Annotated in this window: 26 protein-coding genes; 21 read left to right on the forward strand and 5 right to left on the reverse strand. The window is 68.7% G+C overall.

The genetic code is table 11. The annotated features are described in order from the left end of the window. Positions 1-27: 27 nt before the first annotated feature. From ACN5KJ_RS08905 to ACN5KJ_RS08915, 3 genes are read left to right on the forward strand one after another with little or no spacing between them, the layout of a single operon-like run. On the forward strand, positions 28-495 hold the full coding sequence (locus ACN5KJ_RS08905) for a RidA family protein (RefSeq protein WP_418593390.1): 468 nt from the start codon (positions 28-30) through the stop codon (positions 493-495). Position 496: 1 nt separating this feature from the next. Beyond that, on the forward strand, positions 497-1,723 hold the full coding sequence (locus ACN5KJ_RS08910) for an FAD-dependent oxidoreductase (RefSeq protein ID WP_418593391.1): 1,227 nt from the start codon (positions 497-499) through the stop codon (positions 1,721-1,723). A gap of 57 nt (positions 1,724-1,780) precedes the next feature. Continuing rightward, positions 1,781-3,028 (forward strand): Nramp family divalent metal transporter, encoded by a 1,248-nt coding sequence (locus ACN5KJ_RS08915; protein WP_347165821.1) that lies wholly within the window; start codon positions 1,781-1,783, stop codon positions 3,026-3,028. A gap of 69 nt (positions 3,029-3,097) precedes the next feature. Here ACN5KJ_RS08915 and ACN5KJ_RS08920 read toward each other — a convergent pair whose 3' ends face one another. Then, the gene (locus ACN5KJ_RS08920; RefSeq protein ID WP_347165822.1) at positions 3,098-3,844 is read right to left on the reverse strand and encodes a hypothetical protein; all 747 of its coding nucleotides are present in this window, start codon (positions 3,842-3,844) and stop codon (positions 3,098-3,100) included. A 449-nt stretch (positions 3,845-4,293) separates the two neighbouring features. Between ACN5KJ_RS08920 and ACN5KJ_RS08925 the strand changes: the two genes are divergently transcribed. Both ACN5KJ_RS08925 and ACN5KJ_RS08930 read left to right on the forward strand, forming a co-directional pair. Then, entirely contained in the window at positions 4,294-6,192 is a 1,899-nt protein-coding gene (locus ACN5KJ_RS08925) for a PAS-domain containing protein (protein WP_418593393.1), read from the forward strand. A 316-nt stretch (positions 6,193-6,508) separates the two neighbouring features. After that, positions 6,509-7,204 (forward strand): response regulator transcription factor, encoded by a 696-nt coding sequence (locus ACN5KJ_RS08930; protein ID WP_418593395.1) that lies wholly within the window; start codon positions 6,509-6,511, stop codon positions 7,202-7,204. Between the two features lie 168 nt (positions 7,205-7,372). Here ACN5KJ_RS08930 and ACN5KJ_RS08935 read toward each other — a convergent pair whose 3' ends face one another. Next, positions 7,373-7,561, reverse strand: a complete 189-nt coding sequence (locus tag ACN5KJ_RS08935) for a hypothetical protein (protein WP_418593397.1) — start codon at positions 7,559-7,561, stop codon at positions 7,373-7,375. A gap of 50 nt (positions 7,562-7,611) precedes the next feature. Further along, positions 7,612-8,814 (reverse strand): hydantoinase/carbamoylase family amidase, encoded by a 1,203-nt coding sequence (locus ACN5KJ_RS08940; protein WP_418593398.1) that lies wholly within the window; start codon positions 8,812-8,814, stop codon positions 7,612-7,614. Positions 8,815-9,123: 309 nt separating this feature from the next. On the opposite strand from ACN5KJ_RS08940, the gene ACN5KJ_RS08945 reads away from it, so the two are divergent. The 16 genes from ACN5KJ_RS08945 (at position 9,124) to ACN5KJ_RS09020 (ending at position 22,017) form a co-directional block, all read left to right on the forward strand. Further along, a complete protein-coding gene (locus ACN5KJ_RS08945; RefSeq protein ID WP_347165826.1) occupies positions 9,124-9,603 on the forward strand; it encodes a VOC family protein in 480 nt (159 codons plus the stop codon). A 178-nt stretch (positions 9,604-9,781) separates the two neighbouring features. Continuing rightward, on the forward strand, positions 9,782-10,642 hold the full coding sequence (locus ACN5KJ_RS08950) for a branched-chain amino acid aminotransferase (protein WP_418593400.1): 861 nt from the start codon (positions 9,782-9,784) through the stop codon (positions 10,640-10,642). A gap of 9 nt (positions 10,643-10,651) precedes the next feature. Beyond that, entirely contained in the window at positions 10,652-10,837 is a 186-nt protein-coding gene (locus tag ACN5KJ_RS08955; RefSeq protein WP_418593401.1) for a hypothetical protein, read from the forward strand. Between the two features lie 162 nt (positions 10,838-10,999). Continuing rightward, positions 11,000-11,455: a universal stress protein gene (locus ACN5KJ_RS08960; protein ID WP_206564135.1), complete on the forward strand. Its 456-nt coding sequence runs from the start codon at positions 11,000-11,002 to the stop codon at positions 11,453-11,455. Between the two features lie 253 nt (positions 11,456-11,708). Continuing rightward, positions 11,709-12,272 (forward strand): NifU family protein, encoded by a 564-nt coding sequence (locus ACN5KJ_RS08965; protein ID WP_347165829.1) that lies wholly within the window; start codon positions 11,709-11,711, stop codon positions 12,270-12,272. 114 nt (positions 12,273-12,386) lie between these two features. Next, positions 12,387-12,983: a tRNA (adenosine(37)-N6)-threonylcarbamoyltransferase complex dimerization subunit type 1 TsaB gene (gene tsaB, locus ACN5KJ_RS08970; RefSeq protein ID WP_418593403.1), complete on the forward strand. Its 597-nt coding sequence runs from the start codon at positions 12,387-12,389 to the stop codon at positions 12,981-12,983. Continuing rightward, complete coding sequence (locus tag ACN5KJ_RS08975) at positions 12,973-13,386, forward strand: GNAT family N-acetyltransferase (protein WP_418593404.1); 414 nt, start codon at positions 12,973-12,975, stop codon at positions 13,384-13,386. Before tsaB ends, ACN5KJ_RS08975 begins: the two co-directional genes overlap by 11 nt. A gap of 116 nt (positions 13,387-13,502) precedes the next feature. Then, complete coding sequence (locus tag ACN5KJ_RS08980) at positions 13,503-14,507, forward strand: BMP family lipoprotein (protein WP_418593406.1); 1,005 nt, start codon at positions 13,503-13,505, stop codon at positions 14,505-14,507. 71 nt (positions 14,508-14,578) lie between these two features. Next, complete coding sequence (locus tag ACN5KJ_RS08985; protein WP_418593408.1) at positions 14,579-15,055, forward strand: hypothetical protein; 477 nt, start codon at positions 14,579-14,581, stop codon at positions 15,053-15,055. Positions 15,056-15,078: 23 nt separating this feature from the next. Continuing rightward, positions 15,079-16,680, forward strand: a complete 1,602-nt coding sequence (locus ACN5KJ_RS08990) for an ABC transporter ATP-binding protein (RefSeq protein WP_418593410.1) — start codon at positions 15,079-15,081, stop codon at positions 16,678-16,680. A 209-nt stretch (positions 16,681-16,889) separates the two neighbouring features. Then, the gene (locus tag ACN5KJ_RS08995; RefSeq protein WP_418593412.1) at positions 16,890-17,984 is read left to right on the forward strand and encodes an ABC transporter permease; all 1,095 of its coding nucleotides are present in this window, start codon (positions 16,890-16,892) and stop codon (positions 17,982-17,984) included. A gap of 1 nt (position 17,985) precedes the next feature. Continuing rightward, positions 17,986-18,951 (forward strand): ABC transporter permease, encoded by a 966-nt coding sequence (locus tag ACN5KJ_RS09000; protein ID WP_347167947.1) that lies wholly within the window; start codon positions 17,986-17,988, stop codon positions 18,949-18,951. 116 nt (positions 18,952-19,067) lie between these two features. Beyond that, positions 19,068-19,832: a hypothetical protein gene (locus tag ACN5KJ_RS09005; RefSeq protein ID WP_418593414.1), complete on the forward strand. Its 765-nt coding sequence runs from the start codon at positions 19,068-19,070 to the stop codon at positions 19,830-19,832. Positions 19,833-19,907: 75 nt separating this feature from the next. Beyond that, positions 19,908-20,822, forward strand: coding sequence for a sulfite exporter TauE/SafE family protein (locus tag ACN5KJ_RS09010; RefSeq protein ID WP_418593416.1), 915 nt, complete (start codon positions 19,908-19,910; stop codon positions 20,820-20,822). Further along, on the forward strand, positions 20,822-21,580 hold the full coding sequence (locus ACN5KJ_RS09015; protein WP_418593418.1) for a TIGR02186 family protein: 759 nt from the start codon (positions 20,822-20,824) through the stop codon (positions 21,578-21,580). The genes ACN5KJ_RS09010 and ACN5KJ_RS09015 overlap by 1 nt, the downstream gene beginning before the upstream one ends. Next, positions 21,577-22,017: an acyl-CoA thioesterase gene (locus ACN5KJ_RS09020; protein WP_418593419.1), complete on the forward strand. Its 441-nt coding sequence runs from the start codon at positions 21,577-21,579 to the stop codon at positions 22,015-22,017. Before ACN5KJ_RS09015 ends, ACN5KJ_RS09020 begins: the two co-directional genes overlap by 4 nt. A 154-nt stretch (positions 22,018-22,171) precedes the next feature. On the opposite strand, the gene uvrC is transcribed toward ACN5KJ_RS09020, so the two are convergent. Continuing rightward, on the reverse strand, positions 22,172-24,025 hold the full coding sequence (uvrC, locus tag ACN5KJ_RS09025) for an excinuclease ABC subunit UvrC (protein ID WP_418593420.1): 1,854 nt from the start codon (positions 24,023-24,025) through the stop codon (positions 22,172-22,174). Positions 24,026-24,349: 324 nt separating this feature from the next. After that, a complete protein-coding gene (locus ACN5KJ_RS09030) occupies positions 24,350-25,132 on the reverse strand; it encodes an SDR family oxidoreductase (protein ID WP_418593422.1) in 783 nt (260 codons plus the stop codon). Between the last annotated feature and the right edge of the window lie 6 nt (positions 25,133-25,138).

A 25,138-nucleotide genomic window follows, 5' to 3' on the forward strand; every position in this document is an offset into this window, starting at 1 on the left:
CGACACCCTCAACGGATTGGATCCGACATGAACGTTTCTGAGAAACTGGCCGCGCTTGGCCTCGTGCTTCCGGCTGCCTCGCCCCCACCGGGCGCGTTTCGCGGCGCGGTGCGCCATGGCAATACCGTCACCGTCTCCGGGCAGGTGCCCCTGCAGGACGGCAAGGTGATGATGGTCGGCAGCCTGGGCGCCGATGTGACGATCGAACAGGGCCGCGACTGCGCCGGCTGCGCCCTGCTGAACGCGCTTGCGCAGGTCGAGGCGATCTGCGGGTCGCTGGACCTTGTCGAAGGCTTCGTCCGGCTTGGCGGATACGTGGCGGCAACGCCCGATTTCACCCAGCACGGCAAGGTGATCGACGGCGCGTCCGAGCTGCTGCGCGACATCTTCGGCGACCGGGCCGCCCATGCCCGCGTGGCGATGGGCATGGCCTCCCTGCCCCGCGGTGTGCCGGTCGAGATCGAACTGACCGTCATCCTCCGGGACAACGGCTGACATGGCGCGCGTCGCCGTGATCGGGGCGGGCGTCGTTGGCGTCGCCTCGGCCTACATGCTGTGCAAGGCCGGGCATCAGGTCACTCTGGTCGACCGCAATGCCGGCCCCTGCGCGGGCGCAAGTGTCCGCAACGGTGCCCAGTTGAGCTATGCCTATGGCGACGCGCTGGCATCGCCCTCGCTGCTGAAGCACTTGCCGGGCATCCTGCTGGGGCGCGACCCGGCCTATCGGGTCCGTCTTCACGCCGACCCCGAGTTCCTGATCTGGGGCCTGCGCTTTCTGGCAAACACAAGCAGCGCGCGCTATCTGTCCAATACCCGCTATCTTCTGCAGATGGCCGCTGGCACACGCAGTCTTCTGCAAGAGGTCCTGGACGAGTTCCAGATGGACTTCGATTACACGGTTTCGGGCAAGATGATCCTCTTCCCGACCGCCGCCTCCTTTGCGGCGGCGCAAAGCGGCTACGCGCTCAAGACCTCGATGGGCATCCGGCAGCAGATGCTGAGCCGCGACGAGGCGACGGCCATCGAGCCCGCCCTCGCCCATTACCGGGACGAGATCGCGGGTGTCGTCTACAGCCCCGACGACGCCGCCGGGCGACCAAGCGAGTTCTGTGCGCAGCTGATCGGGCACCTGACGGCCTCCTACGGGCTGCGGACGCGGTATCAGTGCGAGGCCGAGCGGCTTCTGACCCGCAAGGGCCGGGTCCATGGCGTGATGTTCCGCAACTACGAGACGCTGGACTGCGACGCCGTGGTCATCGCCACCGGCTATGGCACCAAGCTCTCGGCGCCCTTCAGCCCTGCCTTCAGCAGCGTCTGGCCGGTGCAGGGCTATTCCGTGACGCTGCCCGCCACGGAAGGGGCGATGCAGACCTCCATCACCGATCTCAAGCGCAAGATGGTCTTCGCCCGGCTGGGCGATCAGGTCCGGATCGCGGGCATGGCCGATATCGGCCGCCGCCGCTTTGCCTTCGAGCAGGATCGCTTTGCCGCGCTCAAGGAAGGCGCGCAGGCCGCCTTTGCCCGGGGCTTTGCCTCTGCCGAGGAACAGGATGCGCAATCCTGGTCCGACGCCCGGCCCTGCACGCCCTCCTCGCGCCCGATCATCGCCCCGGGCAAATCCAGGGGCGTGTTCCTGAACTACGGCCACGGCACACTGGGCTGGACTCTGTGCCTCGGCTCGGCCGCGAGACTGCAGGAGGTCATGCGCGACCACGGAATTTAACCGACACACCGACGCCAGGCAGAGCCCTGGCCACCAGACACTCAAAGGGAGAAGAGAATGAACGACAAGACTGAAACCGCGGCACCGCCGCAACATTCGTTTCGCGACAAGCTTCGGGCCATAGGGCCCGCCGTCGTCATCACCGGTTCTTTCATCGGTCCCGGCACGATCACGACGGCAACCCGCACCGGCGCGGACTACGGCTACAGCCTGCTCTGGACCGTCGCTTTCGCCATCATCGCCACCATCGTCCTGCAGGAAATGGCCGCCCGCCTTGGCGTTGTCACCCGTGAAGGACTGGCGGAAGCCATCGGCAAGACCTTCCAGAACCGCATCCTGAAGTATCTCAGCCTCGGGCTTGTCGGGCTTGCCATTCCGCTGGGCTGCGTCGCCTACATGGGCGGCGACCTGACCGGCTCTGCCGCCGGCCTGTCCAGCATCACCGGCGTCTCCACGCAGATCCTCGGGCCGCTGATCGGGATCGCCATCCTGATCCTGATCAACTACGGCCCCTACGAGCTGGTCGAGAAGATCCTGATGGTGCTGGTCGCGATCATGGCGGTCGTCTTCGTCTTCGCGATGTTCGCCGTCGGACCCGACTGGTCCGAGGTCGCGACGGGCCTGATCCCCAGCATTCCGCCCGGCGGCCTGTTCCTCGTTCTGGGCCTGATCGGCACCACCATCGTTCCCTACAACCTGTTCATTCACGCAGTGAACGCGCGCAAGTCCTTTGCCAGCACCGACGAGCTGGCGCTGACCAAGCTGGACATCTTCGTCGCGATCACCGTCGGCGGCGTGATCACCGCCGCGGTCCTGATCACCGCCGGGGCCGTCATTCGCGGGGTGCCCGTCGAGAGCGTCGCCGTCATGTCCGAGGCGCTGCGCCCGATCATGGGGGATTTCTCCAACTACTTCCTCAGCATCGGCCTGATCGCGGCGGGCCTGTCCTCGGCCATCGTGACCCCGCTTGGGGCCTCCTATGTTCTGGCGGGCATCTTCGGGTGGCGCTACGACAAATCGGACCGCCGCTTCTTTGCCACCAACATGGCGATCCTGATCTTCGGCATCCTGATCTCCGCGACCGGCCTGAACCCCATCGCCGTGATCATCTCGGCCCAGGTTCTCAACGGGATCATCCTGCCCGTCGCGGTGATCTTCCTTGTCGTGATCACCAGTCAGGCCCGCTTCATGCGTGAGTACGTGAACTCGAAACTCTCGCTGACCCTCGGGGCTCTCGCGGCCATCGTGACGCTCTTCCTTGGCGGGAAAAGCCTGATCTCCACGCTGACCGCCCTGTTGGGCTGACCCTTGTGCGCGCCATCCGCGAAGGGTGGCGCGCGCTGACCCTGCAAGGCAGGGCCGACATGGCCTTCGCTATTGCAGAAGGCGGCCAAAGCCCTCGATCCGAGCGGGCCGGTCGATCAGCTGAAGCGCGTGCCAGAAGGACGCCTGATTGCTGGTGACAACCGGCAGGCCCGTCGCTGCTTCGACCGGCGCAATCGCGTCCAGCCCGCGCGAGGTCGTGCAGGAAATGAAGATCGCCTCGGCATCCGTCAGGTCCATCGCCTCAAGCACCTTCAGATAGTGATCCGGTCCGGGCAGCGCGATCTCTTCGTCCGTCAGCAGGCCAAGGCAGCGCGCGCTGCTGATGGCGATGCCGCCGTTGCGGAAGACATCGGCGGTGATCTCTGCCACGTCCGGCGTATAGGGCGCGATGAAAGCGATACGCTTGCAGCCCAGATGGTCCAGTGCCGCGACCGCCGCCGTTGCCGGGTTGGTGACCGCAAGACCGGGTTTGACCGCATGCACCCGCGCCGCGACATTGTCGGGACCGATGACCGCCGACCCCGAGGTGCAGCCGAAGACCAGCGCGTCGATTTCCGCCTCGGGCAACAGCAGTTCCGTGGCATCGCCGATGCCATCGGCCAGCCGGGCCAACGTCACCGGCGTCAGCGGCATCTCCAGCGCGATCCGGGTGGTGTAGATATCGACATTCGCGGCCAGTCCCAGCCGCCAGAAGTCGCGCTCGATCAGGATATCGGAGGCCGGTGACAGCAAGCCCAGCCGCACCCGCCGCCCCTGCCGATCGGCATGTGTCAGCTTCGTTTCATGAACGTCCACGTCGGGTCCTCTCCTCATCTGGATAGGCGGCGCCCGATGCGGCGCCGCTGAACTGGCGGACACTTGCCAGCATCGCATGAAATTGGAAGCGAAGAGTGCGCATGCATTGATCGGGATTCGCGATAAGCCAACCCACCGTCCGGCGCGGGCCACCGGGCCCGTCGGGACCCTCGGCGCGACCGCCCGGACCAAGCAGGTTTGCCGAGATTAATACACTTCGGCGCAACCGTCACCGGTGAACCGAAATTGCGCCATGCCACCGCTGTCATCGGCGCAGAGCCGGCCCCCGGGCCTGCGCCCGCCGCGCCCCACGCGGATGTCGCAAGACGGCCCCGGCCGGTCATGGCCTGCCGCACCCCCGGACCACCCGCCCGGACCCGGAACCGCAAAGCGCTGCCCGCCCCGGCAAGCCTCTGGCGCGGCACCGCTGCCGACGATAGCCTGCCCCCATGTCATCGCGCGCATCCCTCACGCAGGCCGGGCTGAACCTGATCCAGCAGGCGCTGACGATCTACGACAGCGACCTGAAACTCGCCGTCTGCAACGCCCGCTTTGCCGAGTTGTTCGATCTGCCCGAGCATCTCACCCGCCCCGGCGCCACCTTCGAAGAGACCATCCGCCATCTCGTCACCCGTGGCGAATACGGCCCGATCAGCGACATAGAGGCCGCCATCCGCGACCGCGTCACCACCGCCCGCGCCTTCGAGCCGCATTACATGGAGCGCACCCGCGCCAATGGCCGGACGATCAGCGTCGAGGGCGCGCCGCTGGCGCAGGGCGGCTGGGTCACGGTCTATACCGACATCACCGATGTCCGCGCGCAGGAACAGCTCTTGCGCACCCGGTCAGAGCTGCTCTCCGAAGAGGTTCTGACCCGCTCCGAGGAACTGGCCGCCACCAACCGCCGCCTCGCCTCGGCCAATTCCGCGCTTGAAGAGGCGCGCCGCGAGCTGGTCGAGATCGAGGCCCGCACGCGCACCACCGCAGAGATGGTGCCCGCCCATATCGCCCGCGTCGGGGCCGACCGGCGCTATACCTTCTCGAACAACCGCCTGCCCGACGTCATGCCGGGGCGACCGTCCTCGGTCCTCGGGATGCACATCGCCGATACGCTGGGCGCGCAGGCCTACGACCGGGTGCGCCCGCATCTGGAGGCGGCGCTGGACGGCCGCGCCAGCACCTTCGAGTTCACCGACGAGACCTCGTCCCGGCGCATCCGCGCCAGCTTTACCCCCGATCCGCTGGAACCGGGGGCCTATATCCTCAGCCAGGACGTCACAGAGGAAACCCAGACCCGCGCCGCCCTGCAACAGACCCGGCGGCGCGAGATGGCGGCGCAGCTGACCTCCGGCATGGCGCATGACTTTTCCAACCTGCTGACGATCATCCTCGGGATGCAGTCCAAGCTGGCGCGGCTGACCGACGACCCCGAGGCGCAGCGCCTGATCGCCGCCACGCTTCAGGCCGCGCGCCGGGGCGGCGACCTGCTGGGCCGGATCGCCGATATCACCGACCAGCGCCGCTGGCAGCCGCGCCCGCTGCGGCTGAGCGGCCTGCTGGACGACCTGCACACGCTGGCCGCCCCGGTGCTGCCCACCGGCATCGCGCTGGAGATCGAGGACCACACCACCGGCCTGCTCATGCTCGACCCCGGGCAGATGCAGGACGCGCTGCTGAACCTCGTCCTGAACGCGCGCGACGCCGTGTCCCCCGCCGGGACCATCCGCATTGCCACCCGCGAGGTACAGGAGACATGGCTGGAACTGACCGTCTCCGACACCGGGCCGGGCTTTTCGCCTCGCGCCCTGACCGAGGGGCTGGCGCCCTTCTTCACCACCAAGGGCGATGCGGGCACCGGGCTGGGGCTGGCCATGGTCTACGACATGACGAAACTCGCGGGCGGGTCGGTGCGGCTGGAAAACCCCGGCACCGGCGCCCGCGTCACCCTGCGCCTGCCCTTGCGGCGGGGTGGCGCCCTGCCCGCCTCCGGCCTCGTGCTGCTGGTCGAGGACAGCCCCGACCTGCGCGAACCGGTGCGCGAGATGCTGACCGCCATGGGCCATGCGGTGGTCGAGGCGGCCTCTGTCGCCGAGGCGCGGGCGCTGGCCGAGGGCCTGCCGGATGTGGCGCTGGTGCTGTCGGACGTCGATCTGGAGGGCGAGCAGCCCGGCACCGATCTTGTCGGGCTGCTGCCCGGGTTGCCAGTGGTGCTGATGACCTCGCTGCCCGCCGGGCACCCGCTGCACCGCCGCGCCGCCGCCCTGGCCCCGGTGCTGGCGAAACCCTTCGGACCGGCGGCCCTGTCCCACGCGCTGCAGGCCGCCGCCCCCCGCATGGCGCTGCCATGACCCGGCGGCCCGCCCGGTCCGGCCCTGGCCGTCGCGGAACGCCCCGGACCGGCCGCCCTGTCGCAGCCGCCGACGGCTCCGCCCGCCCTGCAAGGCGGTTCCATGACGGGGCACCCCCTCTTTCCCCTCGCGCCGCGCCCCGCGATCCCGCCCGCAGCGCCCTGGGCGAAGACCTCCGAACCTGGCGCAGCGGCCCGCGCGCTGCAGGCCGCCGCCCCCGGTCCTGCCGGGCCTTGACGCCGCGTTCCACCCCATCACGGCGCCCCCTGTCCCGAAGCCGGTTCCCACGCCGCCCTGCCCGCAGTATCCAGTACCCATGACAGCCCTTGTGACCATCCTCGACGACGAGCCCGCCATTCGCGCGCTTCTGTCAGAAACGCTGACCGAGGCGGGCTTTCGCTGCCAGGCCTTCGCCCGGGCGACAGAGTTCGAGGCCGCGCTGCGCCGGACCACGCCGGATGTCTGCCTTGTGGACCTTGGCCTGCCGGACCGCGACGGGCTGTCGGTGGTGCATCGGCTGGCGCTGGAACAGGGCGCGACGATCATCATCATCTCGGGCCGCGCGCAGGTGCAGGACCGGGTGACCGGGCTGGAACTGGGCGCCGACGACTACATCATCAAGCCCTTCGATCCCGCCGAGGTGGTGGCCCGCATCCGCGCCCGCCTGCGCGGCCCGCGCCGCAGCGCCACCGGCAACACCGCCCGCTTCGAGGGCTGGACCGCCCATTTCGACCGCTACGCGCTGGAGGCGGACGACGGCACAGAGACCCCCTTCTCGCATGCCGAGGGCGAAGTCCTGCGGCTGTTCCTCGAAAGCCCCAAGCGGCTGATCTCGCGCGCGCAGATGCAGGAAAGCCTTGGCGGCGCGGCGGGGGAAAGCTTTGACCGGGCGATGGACGTGCGGATTTCCCGCCTGCGCACGAAGCTGCGCGAGGACCCGCGCAACCCGCGCCTGATCAAGACGATCTACGGCGCCGGCTATATCTTTCTGGGCGAGGTCGCCTGGGAATAACCGCGCGGGCACGCGGGATCGTCGCCGGGCTTTCCGCGATGCCCTGTCGCGGCTGCGCCGGGCAGGATCGTCCTGTCGGCTGGTCCCTCCGCAAGGCCCTGCCCGCTGGCCCCGGGGAACCACACGCCGATGGTGGTGCACGGCCCCGAGCCCGGCGCGCCCCATGCGTTACGGCTGCACCGTGGTATAGATCTCTGCCGCGCCCAGAAGCGTTTTGACATGCGGCAGGACCGTCACGGCGACCACACCGACCAATGCGCCGATGGCCAGCCGGACCGGCGCCCGTCCCAGCCTTGGCCCGGCCAGCCCCAGCACGCCGCAAACCGTTGCATAGAACCCCAGCGAAACCGGATCCATCGCCGCCTCCTTGCCTTGCAACGGCAGGATAGCGCGGCACTGCCCCTGCGTCACCCCGCGATGCGCGCCACCGCATTTGCCATGACCCGAAGGCCGGTCACCAGGTCGGCCTCGTCCGTATCCTCGTCGAAGGTGTGGCTGACGCCGCCGATCGAGGGCACGAAAAGCATGGCCGAGGGCATCAGCCGCGCCATGTTCGAGGCATCGTGCAGCGCGCCCGAGGGCATGGTACGCCAGCGCCCCGGCACCTCTTCGGCGGCGGCCTCTTCCAGCGCGCGGCGAAAGCCCTCGTCCATGGCCACCGGCGCCACGCCCAGCATGGGGCCGAATTCCAGCGCCATGCCCGCCTCCGACGCGATCTCTGTCGCGGTGTCGCGGATGATCCGTTCCATCCGGTCCAGCCGGTCCTCGTCGCCGTCACGCCACTGCATGGAAAAGGAGACCCGGCCCGGCACCACGGAATGCGCGTTGGGATGCAGGCTGACATGGCCGATGGTCCAGACCGTTGCCGGGGTGACGACATTGCCGAAACGCTCTTCGATGCGGGCGTTGAAGCGCGCCAGCGCCTGAAAGGCGTCCCGGCGCAGGTGCATCGGCGTCGTGCCCGCGTGGTTCTGCTCTCCGGTCAGGCGGATGACCATGTCGCGGATGCCCACGATAGCCTCGACGACGCCGATGGCCTCTCCGGCGCGGTCCAGCACCGGCCCCTGCTCGATGTGCATTTCCAGATAGCCGGTGAAGCGCGCCGGATCGACCCATGTGCCGGGACGGCTGCCCATGGCGGCGCGCGCCTGACCCAGCGTCTCGCCGTGGCGGTCGGTCAGTTCCAGCGCCGCGGAAAGATCGATCACACCCGCCCAGCAGGCGCTGCCGGTGGTGACGCCAAAGCGCCCCTCTTCGTCCTGAAAGGACACCGCCGACAGCGCCGGGCCGCCGCTTTCCCGCGCGGCCCGCGCGATCTCCAGCGCCGCGATGACCCCCAGCGCGCCGTCCAGCCACCCGCCCTCGGGCTGGGTGTCGGAGTGGCTGCCCATCAGCAGCGAGGGCCGCTCGGCCAGCCCGAAAACCGACCCCATGGGGTCGAAGACCGGGCTCAGCCCGGCCTCGGCATATTTCCCGGCCAGCCAGTCGCGCGCCTGCACATCCGCCGCGCTGTAGGCGGTGCGCACGACGCCCTTGCCGCTGCCCGCGGCCCCGATGGCGCGCAGCGCGTGCAGGTCGGCGAGGAAACGGTCGGGCTGGACTGGGATCATGACGGGGCCTCCTTTCGGCGCAGGATGCGCCGCCGGGCGGGAACTGTCAATTTATCATGATAGATTGGGCGGCGCGATGCAGGGCGGTATCGGCGGCCGCATGGGCTGCACGACGCATCGGGGGGCGGCGCCGCGGCGGCCCTGGGCGGGCGCCTCGCGTGAAGGGCTGGCGCCACCCTGCCCTGCAAGTGTGCGAATTCGTCTCTCGGCACCCCGCAATGTGCGGTTGCGCACCAATCCCGCGCGCCCATCCGGATTATCAGCCTCTGCCACGCCCATTATATTCCGGGGCAAAGAAGGAGACCTGCCATGAAAGCCCATCCCGACACCCGCATCGGCCATGTTCACCTGAAGGTGACAGACCTCGACCGTTCCATCGCCTTTTACCGCGATGTGATCGGATTGGAGGTCACGCAGAGATACGGCATTCAGGCCGCGTTTCTGGCCGCTGGCGGATACCACCACCACATCGGCCTGAACACCTGGCACAGCGAAGGCGGACCCCGCCCCGATCCGCGCGCCCCGGGCCTGTACCACACCGCCTTCCTCTATCCCGACCGCAAGGCGCTGGCCGCCGCGTTCCAGCTGGCGCTGGACCATGGCATCGAACTGGAAGGCGCCGCCGACCACGGCGTCTCCGAGGCGCTGTATTTCTCGGACCCCGACGGCAACGGGATCGAGCTGTACCGCGACCGCGATCCGGCGGACTGGCCGCGCAACGGTGAGGGCGAGCTGGTCATGTCGAACCGCCCGCTGGACCTGAAGGCGCTGCTGGGCGAGCTGGCCTGAAACCAGCGGGCGCGCCCCAGGGCGGCCTGTCCGGTCGCGGGCGCCTGACCCGGGCGCGGGGCGGGCGGCCCGGCCCCGGCGCGCCGCGGCACCTGCGGGCCATCCCGCCCCCCTGCGCCACACGGGCTGGACCTTGCGCGGCGGCGCCCCTAGGCTCCGCCGCAAAGAGGAGAGACCCATGGCGACCGGCACCGACATCCGCACCTATTTCAACGGCCAGTGGCACGATGCCGATGCCATGATCATCCGCGCCGCCGACCACGGCGCGTGGCTGGGCTCTGGCGTCTTCGACGGCGCCCGGGCGGTGAACGGCATGGTCCCCGACCTCGAGGCCCATTGCGCCCGGGTCAACCGCTCTGCCGAGGCGCTGATGCTGAGGCCCACCGTCTCGACCGGGGACATGGTGGACATGGTCCGCGAGGGGCTGAAGGCCTACCCCGAGGACGCCGCCGTCTACATCCGCCCGATGTACTGGGGCATCAACGGCGACGTCACGGCCATCGTGCCGCAGTCCGATGAGACCGGCTTTGCCATCTGCCTCGAACGCATCCCCATGGCGCCCGACACCGCCAGCGTCACGCTGGGCAAGACGCGGTTCCGCCGCCCGGTTCTGGAAAGCGCGGTCGTGAACGCCAAGGCGGGCTGCCTTTACCCGAACAACGCCCGGATGCTGGCAGAGGTGCGGGCGCGCGGCTTCGACAACGCGCTGGTGACGGATGCCATGGGCAATGTCGCCGAAAGCGCCACGGCCAATGTCTTCATGGTGCGCGACGGGGTGGTCTTCACGCCGATCCCGAACGGCACCTTCCTTGCGGGCATCACCCGCGCGAGGCACATCAGCAATATGAAGGCCGAGGGCATCGAAGTGGTCGAAAGCGTGCTGTCCTTCGCGGATTTCGAGGCGGCGGACGAGGTCTTCCTGTCCGGCAACATGCAGAAGGTCACGGCGGTCAGCGGCTTCGAGGATGTGTCCTACCAGCAGGGGCCGCTGACGAAACGCGTGCGCGAGATGTACTGGGACTGGGCCGCCTCTGCGTAGGGCACGGCCATGGAAAAGCTGATCGTCATCCTGATCGTGCTGGCGCTCTTCGGCGGCGCCATCGCCGTGATCCACCGCAACCACAAGCGCGAGCAGGCCGCGCGCCGCGCGGCCCGGCAGGCGGCGGCGCGCACCGACAGCGGCGCCGGGGCAGCGGACAGCCCCCCGCCCGGGCCCCGCGACCCGAAGGCCTGACCCGCACCCGCCCGACGGCCCCGCCGGGCCACGCCACGCTCTGCCCGCTGCTGTGCGACCGCCCCCCGGCACCCCGCCGCCCCGCATCCGCCGCCCCCGCCGGCCTGCCGCGCTGGACAGGCCCGCGACCCTCTGCCACTGTCCCGGAACAGGAGGCCCCCGATGCGCAAGTTCCTCGTCGTGCTCGACGATTCCCGAGAATGCCTGAACGCCATGCGGTTCGCCGCCATGCGCGCGGCGAAGTCAGGCGGCGGCGTGGCCATCCTGTCGGTGATCCCGCCGGACGAGTTCAACCACTGGATCGGCGTCGGAGACATCATGCGCGAAGAGGCCCGCGAACGCATCCACGCGCATTTCGAAGTCTTCGCCAAGTGGATGCGCGACAAGCAGGGCGTCGACCCGGAACTGGTCATCCGCGAGGGCGACACGGTGACCGAGATCCTCGCGCAGGTCTCCGACGATCCCGAGATCGGCCTGCTGGTGCTGGGCGCCTCGATCGACAAGAAGGGCCCCGGCCCGCTGGTCAACCAGATGACCCGCAACTCCGGCTCTCTGCCGATCCCGGTCACCATCGTGCCCGGCGATCTGTCCAAGGAACGGCTGGAAGCCATCACCTGAACCGACGCCCAGCCGTTTCATCAGGCTATCTCCGGTTTCGCCATGACTCCGCGGCCCTCGCCGCCGCCCGCTGCCCGACCAGCGCGGCCCCTGCGCCGTGGCGCTGCATCCCGCGCCCATGGACCGCAGGATGAGCGCCAGCGCCCTGCGCGCCCGCGTCGACCGGCGCCCACAGTTTAGAACGGTTCCAATCCTTGACGGCTCGGGCGCGGAAGCGCATATAGGAGGTCAGGCCAGAAAAGGTGCAGAACCGATGTTCATTCAGACCGAATCCACCCCGAACCCCGCGACGCTGAAGTTCCTGCCCGGCCAGACCGTGCTGGAGATGGGGACCGCCGATTTCCCGACCCCCGAGGCCGGAGAGAAGTCGCCGCTGGCGCAGCGCCTCTTCGCGGTCGAGGGTGTGACCGGCGTGTTCTTCGGCACCGATTTCGTGACCGTGACCAAGGATGAAAGCGCCGACTGGGACCACCTGAAACCGGCGATCCTCGGCGCCATCATGGAGCATTTCCAGTCCGGCGCGCCGGTCATGGCAGAGGGTGCGGCTCAGGCCGGCGGCCATGCCCAGCACGACGGCGAAGATGGCGAAATCGTCAACCAGATCAAGGAACTGCTGGACACACGCGTGCGCCCGGCGGTGGCACAGGATGGCGGCGACATCACCTTCCACGGCTTCGACCGGGGTGTGGTCTACCTGCATATGCAGGGCGCCTGCGCGGGCTGCCCCTCGTCGACGCTGACGCTGAAGATGGGCATCGAGAACCTGCTGCGCCACTACATCCCCGAGGTCTCCGAGGTGCGCCCCGTCGCGGTCTGAGCGTGTAAGGCCCTTCGAAGGGCCTTTCAAAAGCGCCTCCACAGGCGCTTTGAAGCCGGTTCCAACCGGCTTCCCCGCGTTGCACAGACCCCGCACCCACGGCATAAGCGGCCCATGATCCTCGCCTTCGACACCTCCGGTCCGCATTGCGCCGCTGCCCTGCTGGGCGGCGACCACATCCTCGCCGCCCGCGTCGAAGCCATGAAGAAGGGCCAGGCCGAGCGCCTGATGCCGCTTCTGGAAGAGCTGCTGGCCGAAACCGGGGCCGCCTGGGCCGATCTGACCCGCATCGGCGTCGGCATCGGACCCGGCAACTTCACCGGCATCCGCCTTGCCGTCAGCGCGGCGCGCGGGCTGGCGCTGGCGCTGAAGGTGCCCGCGCTGGGTGTGTCCGGCTTCGAGATCATTCGCCACGGGCCGGTGCACGGCGCCGGCACGGTCACCGGGGCCCTTCTGGCGGTGGTGCCCGGCCCGCGCGAGCAGGCCTATATCGAGCAGCCGGACGGCAGCATCGCCTTCGGCCCCATGGTCACCGATCCGGCCAGGGCGGCCTGCCTGGGCGATGACTGGCAAGCCAATATCGCGACGCTCGCCCGGATCGCCGCCGCCAAGACCCCCGGTCCCCGGCCCGCGCCGCTCTACGTCAAACCCGCCGATGCCGCGCCCGCCAGCGACCCGCCGCCGGTGATCCTCGACGCCGATGACGCCTGAGGCCCTCGCCGCGCTCTCGGCCCGCGCCTACCGCCACATGGCCCCCTGGAGCGCGCAGGCCTTCGCCGAGACGCTCGCCCGCCCCCATGCGCTGCTGATCACGACCGAGCACGCCTTCGTGCTGGGCCTCGTGGTGGCGGGCGAGGCCGAAATCCTCGCCCTCGCCGCCGACCCGGACCACCAGCGGCAGGGCGCCGCCAGTGCCGCGCTTACAGGCTTCCACGCAGCGGCCGCCGCCCGCGATGCCACCCGTGTCCTGCTGGAGGTTGCCGCCGCCAACACCCCGGCCCGCGCCTTCTACGGTCGGCACGGATACCGCGAGATCGGCCTGCGCCGGGGCTACTACCGGCGTCCGGACCAGCCTCCCGACGATGCCGTCCTGATGGACCGCGCACTTCCCTGACGTCACTGCTGCGCCTGCAAAAACCGGTTGACCCGTCCCGGCCCCTGCGGCTTTGATTGGCCTGTCACAATCAGACGGGCAGGTCTTCTGTCCGCACATGCAACTGGGAGCATTCCATGACCTTCATGCAGAAGACCCTCGGCACCGTCGCCGCGCTGGCCCTCTCGGCCGGGGCCGCTCTGGCCGACCCGGCGCTGATCTACGACCTCGGCGGCAAGTTCGACAAATCCTTCAACGAGGCCGCCTACAACGGCGCGCAGCGTTGGGCCGACGAAACCGGCGGCAGCTACCGCGACATCGAGATCCAGTCCGAGGCGCAGCGCGAGCAGGCCCTGCGCCGCTTTGCCGAGGCGGGCTTCAACCCGGTCGTCACAACCGGCTTCGCCATCGCCGACATCATGGGCAAGGTCGCCGCGGATTACCCGGACACGAAATTCGTCAACGTCGACGGCTTCCTGCCCGAGGTGCCGGACAACGTGCTGATCACCACCTTCCAGGAGCATCAGGGCTCCTACCTGGTGGGCATGCTGGCGGCGATGGCCTCGGAAACCGACACCGTCGGCTTCATCGGCGGCATGGACATCCCGCTGATCCGCCACTTCGGCTGCGGCTTCGCGCAGGGCGCCAAGGCGGTCAACCCCGACATCAAGATCGTCGCCAACATGACCGGCACGACGCCCGCCGCCTGGAACGACCCGGTGAAGGGCTCGGAACTGGCCAAGGCGCAGATCAGCCAGGGCGCGGACGTGATCTACGCCGCCGCCGGCGGCACCGGCGTGGGCGTGCTGCAGACCGCCGCGGACGAGGGCATCTACTCGATCGGCGTGGACAGCAACCAGAACCACCTGCACCCCGGCTCCGTGCTGACCTCGATGCTCAAGCGCGTCGATGTCGCGGTCTACGACGCCATGTCGGCGGGCGAAGGGCTGGAGACCGGCAAGACCGTCACCCTCGGCCTTGCCGAAGAGGGCGTCGGCTACGCGGTGGACGAGAACAACGAGTCCCTGATCACCGAAGAGATGGCCGCCGCAGCGGAAGAGGCCAAGCAGAAGATCATCGACGGCGAGATCGAGGTGGTCAGCTACTACGCCAACGACAGCTGCCCGGCCCTGCAGTTCTGATCCGCCAGGGATCCGACACATGGCACCTGCCGGACCATCCGGCAGGTGCGCCCCGAAGTCCCGGACAGATCGTGACCCAGACAAGCAAGCCCCTCATCGCCGCCGCCCTGCTTCTGGTGTCGGCCTGCGCCCCGGTCGAGACCTGGTACAAGGCCGGAGGCACCGCCGGTCAGTCGACGGCGGATCTGACCGCCTGCCGGGTGCAGGCCGTGCGGACCGTGCCCGCGAACACCCAGATCGGCGTCACGCCGATCCGCAGCACGCCGCCCCGGACGCAATGCTACGGCAAGGGCGACAAGCTGCGCTGCCACACGGTTCCCGGACGGATCTACGGCGGCCAGCGCTACAGCTACGACGCCAATGCTCCGCTCCGCGACGATGTCGTCACCCAGTGCATGGCCCGCCTCGGCTACCGCCCCGTCAGCCTTCCGGCCTGCCGCGCGTCGCAGAAACCGGCGGTGCTGGTGGATCGCGGCATGCCGCCGCTGACGCCGGACAGCTGCGCGGTCCCGACCCGCGGCGGCACCGTCATCGTGACCCCGTCCTGATCCGCCCCAGCCATAGGACCGACATGACCGACACCCCCGCCATCGAGCTCAAGGGCATCTCCAAGGCCTTCGGCCCCGTGCAGGCCAACAAGGACATCGCGATCCGCGTCATGCCGGGCACCATCCACGGCATCATCGGCGAGAACGGCGCGGGCAAATCGACGCTGATGTCGATCCTCTACGGCTTCTACAAGGCCGACGCGGGCGAGATCTTCATCAAGGGCCAGCGCACCGAGATCCCCGACAGTCAGGCCGCCATCGCGGCGGGCATCGGCATGGTCTTCCAGCATTTCAAGCTGGTGCAGAACTTCACCGTGCTGGAAAACGTCATCCTCGGCGCCGAGGACGGCGGGCTGCTGAAACCCTCGCTGTCGAAGGCCCGCGGCGTGCTCAAGCATCTGGCGCAGGAATACCAGCTGAACGTCGACCCCGACGCGCTGATCGAGAACCTTTCGGTCGGGCACCAGCAGCGGGTCGAGATCCTCAAGGCGCTCTACCGCGAGGCGGACATCCTGATCCTCGACGAGCCCACCGGCGTGCTGACGCCTGCCGAGGCCGACCACCTCTTCCGCATCCTCGAAGGGCTGAAGGCCGAGGGCAAGACGATCATCCTGATCACCCACAAGCTGCGCGAGATCATGGAGATCACCGATACGGTCAGCGTCATGCGGCGCGGCGAAATGACCGCGACCGTCAAGACCGCCGAGACCTCGCCCGAGGAACTGGCCGAGCTGATGGTGGGCCGCAAGGTCCTGTTGCGGGTCGACAAGAAACCCGCGCAGCCCGGCGCCAAGATCCTCGAGATCGAGAACCTGCACCACGTGGACCGCCACGGGGTGGAACGCCTCAAGGGCATCTCCCTCGACGTCCGCGCCGGAGAGATCGTCGGCATCGCCGGCGTCTCGGGCAATGGCCAGTCGGAACTGCTGCATGTGCTGGGCGGCTATGCCGACGCCACCGGAACGGTGCGCGTCAACGGCGAAGAGATCGACCTGACGGGCCAGCGCTCGGACGGCCAGTCGCGCCGCAAGCGCGGCATCGCCCATGTCCCCGAGGACCGCCACCACGAGGGGCTGATCCTGCAATACAGCGCCTGGGAAAACACCGTCTTCGGCTACCACCACGACCCGGCGATCCAGTCCGGGCCGCTGATGAACAATGCCGCGATCCGGGCCGAGGCGGCGGCCAAGATGGATCGCTACGACGTCCGCCCGCCCGATCCCGACCTTGCCGCCCGGAACTTCTCGGGCGGCAACCAGCAGAAGATCGTGCTGGCCCGCGAGATCGAGCGCGACCCCGACGTGCTGCTGATCGGCCAGCCCACCCGGGGCGTCGACATCGGCGCCATAGAATTCATCCATCAGGAAATTCTGCGCCTGCGCGACGCGGGCAAGGCGATCCTCTTGGTCTCGGTCGAGCTGGACGAGATCCTCTCGCTCTCCGACCGCATCGCCGTCATGTTCGACGGCCACATCATGGGCGAACGCCTGCCCGCCGAGACCGACCAGACCGAACTGGGCCTCCTGATGGCGGGCGTGACGGACACCGGGGGCAAAAGCCCCATCGAGGCGGTCGACGCCGCGCTCCACGCTCAGGACCGGCGCGAGGCCGAGAACCATGACTGACCCGGCCCCCCGCCCCCGCCGGGACAGGCCCCCCGGCGCCTTCCGTCCCGAACTATCCCCGCCGGTGGCATCCCTCCGCGCCGCTCGCCTCCCGGCCAGACCCGGCACAGCGACCCGGTCTTCTTCTTGGTCCAAATACCTCCCGCCGGAGGCATCCTTCCGCGCCACCGGCGCCACCGCCAGACCCTTCACGACCCCCGGAGCCCTCCATGGATAGAATGCCCGCATGGGCCGACGCGGTCCTCGTTCCCCTGATCTCGATCCTGCTCGCGGCGCTGGTCTCTGCGCTGGTGATCCTTGCCATCGGCGAGAACCCCGTCGAGGCATTGAGCCTCATGATCGACGGCGCGCTGATGCGCTCTTCGGGCTGGGGTTACACGCTCTACTACACCACCAACTTCATCTTCACCGGCCTCTGCGTCGCCGTCGCCTTCCACGCCAAGATGTTCAATATCGGCGGCGAGGGGCAGGCGATGATCGGCGGGCTGGGCGTGGCGCTGGCCTGCCTCTTCATCCCCTGGCCGCACTGGACGCTGGCGCTGCTGGGCGCGACCGTGGCGGCGGCGGCCTTCGGCGCGGCATGGGCCTTTATCCCCGCCTACCTGCAGGCCAAGCGCGGCAGCCACATCGTGATCACCACGATCATGTTCAACTTCATCGCCGCCGCGGTGCTGAACTACGTGCTGGTCAACATCCTGCGCCCGGCGGGCGCCATGGACCCGGCCACGGCGGGCTTTCCCGCCGCCACCCACCTGCCGACCTTCCAGGACATGTTCGCCAGTGCCGAGAACCCGCTGTTCCGCGGCTCTCCGGCGAACATCACCTTCTTCATCGCCGTTCTGGCCTGCGTGCTGGTCTGGCTGCTGATCTGGCGCACCCGGCTGGGCTATGAGATCCGCGCCTTCGGCCATTCCGAATCCGCCGCGCGCTATGCGGGCATCTCGCCGGTGCGCATCACCGTGCTTGCCATGCTGATCTCGGGCGGGCTGGCGGGGCTGATGGCGCTCAACACCACCATGGGCGAGGCCGAGCGCCTGGTGATGAACGCCACCGAGGGCGCGGGCTTCATCGGCATCGCCGTGGCGCTGATGGGCCGCAGCCACCCGGTGGGCGTCTTCCTTGCCGCGCTGCTGTTTGGCTTCCTCTACCAGGGCGGGGCGGAGCTGGCGCTCTGGACCAACATCCCGCGCGAGCTGATCACCGTGATCCAGGCGCTGGTGATCCTCTTCACCGGGGCGCTGGACAACATGGTGCGGATCCCGCTGGAACGCATCTTCATGGCTTTCGGCAAGGGGGCGCGCTGAGATGGACCTGAACACCCTCATCCAGATCCTGGACAGCACCATCCGCCTTGCCACGCCGCTGCTGCTGGCCTGCCTTGCGGGGCTGTTCTCGGAACGCTCGGGGATCATCGACATCGGGCTGGAAGGCAAGATGCTGATCGCCGCCTTCTTCTCTGCCGCCGTGGCCTTTTCCACCGGCTCGGTCTGGCTGGGCCTGCTGGCGGGGATCGCCGCGTCGATGGCGCTGTCGGCGCTGCACGGGCTGGCCTCGATCACCTTCCGCGGCAACCAGCTGATCTCGGGGGTTGCGCTGAACTTCCTCGCCTCGGGCCTGACGGTGCTGATCGCGCAGGTCTGGTTCGGACAGGGCGGGCGCACGCCCTCGCTGCTGTCCGGTGGCCGCTTCGAGAACATCACCCTGCCCCTGGCCGAGACCCTGCGCGGCGTGCCCATTCTGGGCCCGATCTATGCCGACCTGATCTCGGGCCACTCGATCCTCGTCTATGCGGCGCTGCTGGCGGTGCCCCTGACCTGGTGGGTGCTGTTCCGCACCCGCTACGGGCTGCGCCTGCGCGCCGTGGGCGAGGCGCCCGAGGCGGTGGACACCGCCGGGGTCTCTGTCGTGGGGCTGCGCTATTCCTCGCTGGTGATCACCGGCGTGCTCTGCGGCATGGCGGGCGCCTATCTCGCCACCGGCCTGCAGGCGGGCTTTGTCCGGGAAATGACGGCGGGCCGGGGCTATATCGCGCTGGCGGCGCTGATCTTCGCCAAGTGGCGGCCCTGGTACGCGCTCTGGGCCTGCCTGCTGTTCGGGCTGTTGCAGGCGGTGGCCCTGCGCTACCAGAACCTCGACCTCGGGCTCTTCGTGGTGCCGGTGCAGGTGATGGACGCCCTGCCCTACATCCTGACCGTGGTTATCCTTGCGGGCTTCGTCGGCAAGGCGATCCCGCCCCGGGCGGGCGGCGAGCCCTACGTCAAGGAACGGTAGGCGCGCGGCCGCCCGGCGCGGCGCAGGCGGGCGGCGGGTTTGCGCAGCACGCCCCCCGCCCCCGCCGGGCGCGGGACAAGACGGGTCGGGCCCGGCCCGGCACAGGGAGATCTGGCATGGCGTTCTTTCCGCCACGGCGGCACAAGCTGATCCGGGCGCTGTTCCGACAGATCTTCCGGACGCCCTACTACATGATCCGCAGCCTGCACGGCCTGCTTCTGGTGATCGACGAAGGCTCTGCGGTGGATCGCCGCCTCGCCCGCCGCAACAGGGCCGATGCCGAGCGGATCGCCCGGCTGTTTCCGCTCGCCCGGCGCGCCGCCGAGCGGCTGGGCAAGCCCTTCGACGTGCTCGATGCCAGCAGCCGCAAGGGGCTCTTCGCGATGCTGGCGGCACAGGAGGAGCGGGCCGGCGATATCCTTGCCTTCGAAGCCGACATCCAGAACCGCAACCAGCTGGGCGCGCAGCTGTTCCTGAACGCGCTGTCGCGACGGATCGAGGTGCTGCCGCTTGCCATCGGCGGCAGTGCCGGGCGCGACCGGCGCCGCCTTGCCGAAGACGGCGGCGCCCTGGGCACCGTGCTGACGCTGGACCCGCCGCGCGGGCGGCGGCAAAGCGTCGAGATCCGCCCGCTCGATGCGGTGATCCGCTGGCGCGGGCGCCTGATCATCGGCGCCATCGACGCGCGCGAAGACGCCACCGGCTTTCTCGAGGGTGCCAGCCGCACCCTGGCCGAGAACCTCTGCCTCTGGCAGATCGAAACCGGGGCCGATGCGGAGCGGCTGACCACCCTTGCCGAAAGCCTCGGGCTGCGCGCGCTGGACGTCCCCGGGCGGGACCGCTACTTCACCAATATCCCGCCGGAGGTTCTGAAGACATGATCCTGTCCCGCCCCCCTGCCGCCCGCCCCCGCCGCTGCACTTGCAAAACGCGCGGGCTTGGGTCTAGCTGAGACCATGCAGGTCTATCTTCCGATCGCCGAGGTTTCGGTCAATGCGCTTATGCTGCTGGGGCTGGGCGGCCTCGTGGGCGTGCTTTCGGGCATGTTCGGCGTCGGCGGGGGCTTTCTGCTGACGCCGCTGCTGTTCTTCATCGGCATCCCGCCCTCGGTGGCCGTGGCCACGGGGGCCAACCAGATCGTCGCCTCGTCCTTTTCCGGCGTGCTGGCACACCTGAAGCGCAAGACCGTCGATTTCCGCATGGGGGGGGTGCTGCTGGCCGGCGGCATCGTCGGCGCCACGCTGGGCGTGATGCTGTTCAACTACCTCAAGACCATGGGGCAGGTCGACCTGCTGGTGCGGCTGTTCTACGTGGTCTTCCTGGGGGTCATCGGCGCGCTGATGTTCGTCGAAAGCCTGCGGGCGCTGCGCAAGTCCCGCCGCGGCGGCCCGCCCACCCGGAAAAAGCACAACTGGGTCCACGGCCTGCCGCTGAAGATGCGGTTCCGCACCTCGGGCCTCTACATCTCGGTCATCCCGCCGGTGCTGGTCGGCCTGTCGGTCGGGGTTCTGGCGGCGATCATGGGCGTCGGCGGCGGCTTCATCATGGTGCCCGCGATGATCTACCTGCTGGGGATGCCGACCAAGGTGGTGATCGGCACCTCGCTGTTCCAGATCATCTTCGTCGCCGCCTTCACCACCGTGCTGCACGCCTCGACCAACTACACCGTCGACGTGATGCTGGCGGTGCTCCTGATCCTCGGCGGCGTCGTGGGGGCGCAGTTCGGCACCATCATCGGCACCCGGATGAAGGCCGAGCAACTGCGCATCCTGCTGGCCTCGATGGTGCTACTGGTCTGCGGCAAGCTGGCGCTGGAACTGCTGCTGCGGCCCGCCGAGCTGTACAACATCACCGCCGTGGGCAGCCACTGATGCGCTGGCTGCTGGGTCTCCTCGTCACGCTGGCCGCGCTGCCCGCGCAGGCCGAAGAGGTGGTGCTGGGCCTCAGCAGCGACACCGTCGCGATCTCGACCGATTTCGACGGCTCCGACATCCTGATCTACGGCGCCGTGAAGCGCGAGGCCCCCATCGCCGAAGCGCCGCTGCAGGTCATCGTCACCGTCAGCGGACCGTTCCAGCCGCTTACCGTGCGCCGCAAGGAACGCCGCTTCGGCATCTGGATCAACACCGACTCGGTCTTCGTGGACGCCGCCCCCTCGTTCTACGCGGTGGCGACCTCGGGACCCTGGGCAGAGGTGATCTCGGACACCGAGGACCTGCGCCACCGCATCTCGATCCCGCGGGCGATCCGCTCTGTCGGGGCGCCGGAAACCGTGCCGGACGCGCAGAGCTTCACCGAGGCGGTGATCCGTGTCCGCACCCTCGAGGGCACCTACAAGGTGCTCGAAAGCAGCGTCGGCCTGCGCGAACAGACGCTGTTTGACACATCCGTGCAATTGCCGGCCAACCTGACCGAAGGCACCTACAACACCCGTGTCTTCCTGACCCGCAACCGGGCGGTGGTGTCCAGCTTCGCCACGACGATCGAGGTCCGCAAGGTCGGGCTGGAACGCTGGCTGCACGCGCTCTCGCGCCAGCAACCGCTGGTCTACGGGCTGATGTCGCTGGCCCTCGCCATCGCCGCGGGCTGGGGCGCCTCCGCGGCCTTCCGGGCAATCCGTCACCAATGAGCCGCCCCGGCCCGTCCTGCCGCGCCGACTGGCCCGGCCTGCGCCCGCTGCAGACACGCTGGAAGGACAACGACGCGCTCGGCCACATGAACAACGCCGAGTATCTCTCGCTCTTCGACACGGCAATCAGCCTGTGGCAGATCGAGAACGGCATCGCGATCACCGGCCCGGAGGCGCTGCGCTTCGTGGTGGTCGAAAACGGCTGCCGCTACTTCGCGGAAGCGGGCTTTCCCGATACCCTTCACGCGGGCCTGCGCCTCGGGCACTTGGGCCGCAGCGCCTTCCGGTTCGAGCTCGCCCTGTTCCGCAACACTGAGGAACGCGCCTGCACCGAGGCCTTCTTCGCCATGGTCCTGACCGATGCCGACGGCCGCCCGACCGCCTTGCCGGATCGGCTTCGCGCGGCCCTGACCACCCTTCTTCCGCCAACCGTGTAAGGGGGCTCTGCCCCCAAACCCCCGAGGTATTTTCCCCAAGAAGAAACCAAAGAGCGCCCGTCCCGGGCTTCTTCTTGGTCCAAATACCCTTGGGGGTGAATGCCGCAGGCAGAGGGGGCAAAGCCCCCGTCCACCTTTTCCACACACGGACCGCTCAGGCCCTTTCGTGGAAGAAGGCGTAGATGCGCTCTGCCAGGGCTTCGCTGACCCCCTCGACGGCGCGAAGGTCCGAGAGGTTGGCGCGGCTCACCGCCTTGGCAGATCCGAAATGCGCCAGCAGCGCGCGCTTGCGTGCGGCGCCGACGCCCGCGATCTCGTCCAGCGGGTTGGCGGAGACCGCCTTGGAACGCTTGGCGCGGTGGGTGCCGATGGCGAAGCGGTGTGCCTCGTCGCGCAGGCGCTGGACGAAATAGAGCACCGGGTCGTTGCGGCGCAGGGCGAAGGGGCGCTGGCCCCTGCGGTGGAATTCCTCCTTGCCGTGGTCGCGGTCGACGCCCTTGGCGACGCCCACCATGGGCACGTCCTCGACGCCGTGCTCGCGCATGATCTCGGCCACCGCCGAGACCTGCCCGGCGCCGCCGTCGATCAGCAGGAGGTCCGGCCAGAGCCCCTTGTCGCGGTCCGGGTCCTCTTTCAGCAGCCGGGTGAAGCGGCGCTTGAGCACCTCCTTCATCATGCCGAAATCGTCGCCGGGGGTCAGGTCTTCGCCCCGGATATTGTACTTGCGGTACTGGTTCTTCATGAAGCCGTCGGGGCCCGCGACGATCATCGCACCCACCGCATGCGCGCCCTGGATATGCGAGTTGTCGTAGACCTCGATGCGCTGCGGCGGGGTCTCCAGACCGAAGGCCTCGGCCAGCCCGGCCAGCAATTTGCCCTGCGCCGCGCTTTCGGACATCTTCCGCCCGAGGCTCTCGCGCGCGTTGCGCGCCGCCCCCTCGACCAGTTCGGCCTTCTCACCGCGTTGTGGAACCGTGATCTCCACCTTGCGCCCCAGCTTCTCCGACAGCGCCTGGCACATCAGGTCCTCGTCCTCGATCCCGTGCGACAGGATCAGCAACCGCGCCGGATCCTTGGTGTCGTAGAACTGGCCGAGGAAGGCCTCCATCACCTCGGCGGGCGAGACATCCTCGCCGACGCGCGGGTAGAAGTCCTTGTTTCCCCAGTTCTGGTTCGCCCGGATAAAAAAGACCTGCACGCAGGCCTGCCCGTGCTCCATGTAGAGCGCGATGACATCCGCCTCGGCCACGCCCGCCGGGTTGATGCCCTGCGCCGTCTGCACCTGTGTCAGCGCGCGGATGCGGTCGCGCAGCGCGGCGGCGCGTTCGAACTCCATCGCCTCCGAGGCCTCGGCCATCTGCGCCGCCAGCAGGCCCTGGATGTCGGTCGACTTGCCCGAGAGGAAGCGCTGCGCGTCGCGCACGCTGGCGGCATAGTCCTCTTCCGAGATACGGCCCACGCAGGGCGCCGAGCAGCGTTTGATCTGGTGCAGCAGGCAGGGGCGCGTGCGGCTTTCGAACATGGAATCCGAGCAGTTGCGCAGCAGGAAGACCTTCTGCAGCTGGTTCAGCACGCGGTTCACCGCCCCGGCGCTGGCGAAGGGCCCGTAGTAGCTGCCGCCCGCCTTCTTCGCGCCGCGATGCTTGTGGATCATCGGAAAGGCGTGGTCGGTCACATGGATGTTCGGGAAGGACTTGTCGTCCCGCAGCAGCACGTTGAACTTCGGTTTCAACTGCTTGATGAGGTTCTGTTCCAGCAGCAGCGCCTCGGTTTCCGTCCGCGTCGTCAGGAACATCATCGAGGCGGTATCCGCGATCATCCGCTCGATCCGCCGCGAATGCCCGGTGGGCCGCGCATAGCTGGACACCCGCGCCTTCAGGTTGCGCGCCTTGCCCACATAGAGCACCCGCGACTGCGCATCGAGCATGCGGTACACGCCGGGAGAGCTCTGCAGCGTCTTCAGGTAGGACTGAATCACCGCATGCCCGGTTTCGGTCTGTTCGGTCATGATCGCCCGCCCTTTCCGGCCTTCGTGATTCTGCCCTCTGGCTGCCCCGGCTCGGCGCAGGGTTCAAGCAGGATTACATCCACGGAAACTGTGGACAACTCTGTAGGCAAATCTCTGGCAAGTCCGGATTTCCATGGAATCTCGTATACTTCAGGGCACTGCACAAAATTTAATCACGTTCATAAAGACCTGTTTTTTCTGGGTTTAATTCTGTCCCGACACAAGCCCTTGAGTTTCTTAACATTTCCGTAACGCTTTTGCGTCAGCCCCGTGACCGGTGCAGAAGTGTCGCGCGCCGCGCCCTGCGCGACCGCTGGGGGCGGCCTATTCCACCCCCGTCACATCCGGCGTTTCCCAGCCCAGATGCTGGCCGCCGTCGACGCACAGCAGCTGGCCCGTGACCGCCTTGGCCCCCAGGAAATACCCCAGCGCCCCGACGATATCCTCGACGTCCGAGCCGCGCCCCAGCACCGTGGCGGCGCGCTGGCGGGCAAAGTCGGACTCGCTCTGCCGCCCGCCCCGCAGGGTCGGACCCGGGCCGATGCCATTGACCCGGACGCGCGGCGCAAGCGCCTGCGCGGCGGTGCGGGTGAAGGCCCAGAGGCCGGTCTTGGCGATGGTGTAGCTCATGAACTCGGGCGTCAGCTTGCGCACCCGCTGGTCGATCATGTTGACCACCAGCCCCTGCGCCACCGGCTCGCCCCCGGCGTCGCGCAGGGGGTCCGGCACCTGCGCGGCAAAGCGCTGCGTCAGGACCACCGGCGCGCGCAGGTTGCTTTCCAGCGCGCGATCCCAACTGGCCCGGGTGCCGCTTGCAAGATCGTCATGTTCGAAGATCGAGGCATTGTTGACCAGCACCGTCAGCGGCCCGCCCAGGGCCTCCGCCGCCCGCGTCACCAGCGCGCCGACCTGCGCCTCGTCCAGCAGGTCGGCCTGCAGCGCCACGGCGCGCCGCCCCATGGCCCCGATCTCTGCCGCAAGCCCCGTCGCGGCCTCTTCCGAGCCGCGGTAATGCACCGCGACGTCATAGCCCCGCCGCGCCAGATCCAGCACCATGGCGCGGCCCAGCCTCTGCGCCCCGCCGGTGACAAGCGCCCGTCCCGTCATCGTCAC

It is taken from the genome of Ponticoccus sp. (in: a-proteobacteria) (assembly GCF_048381735.1).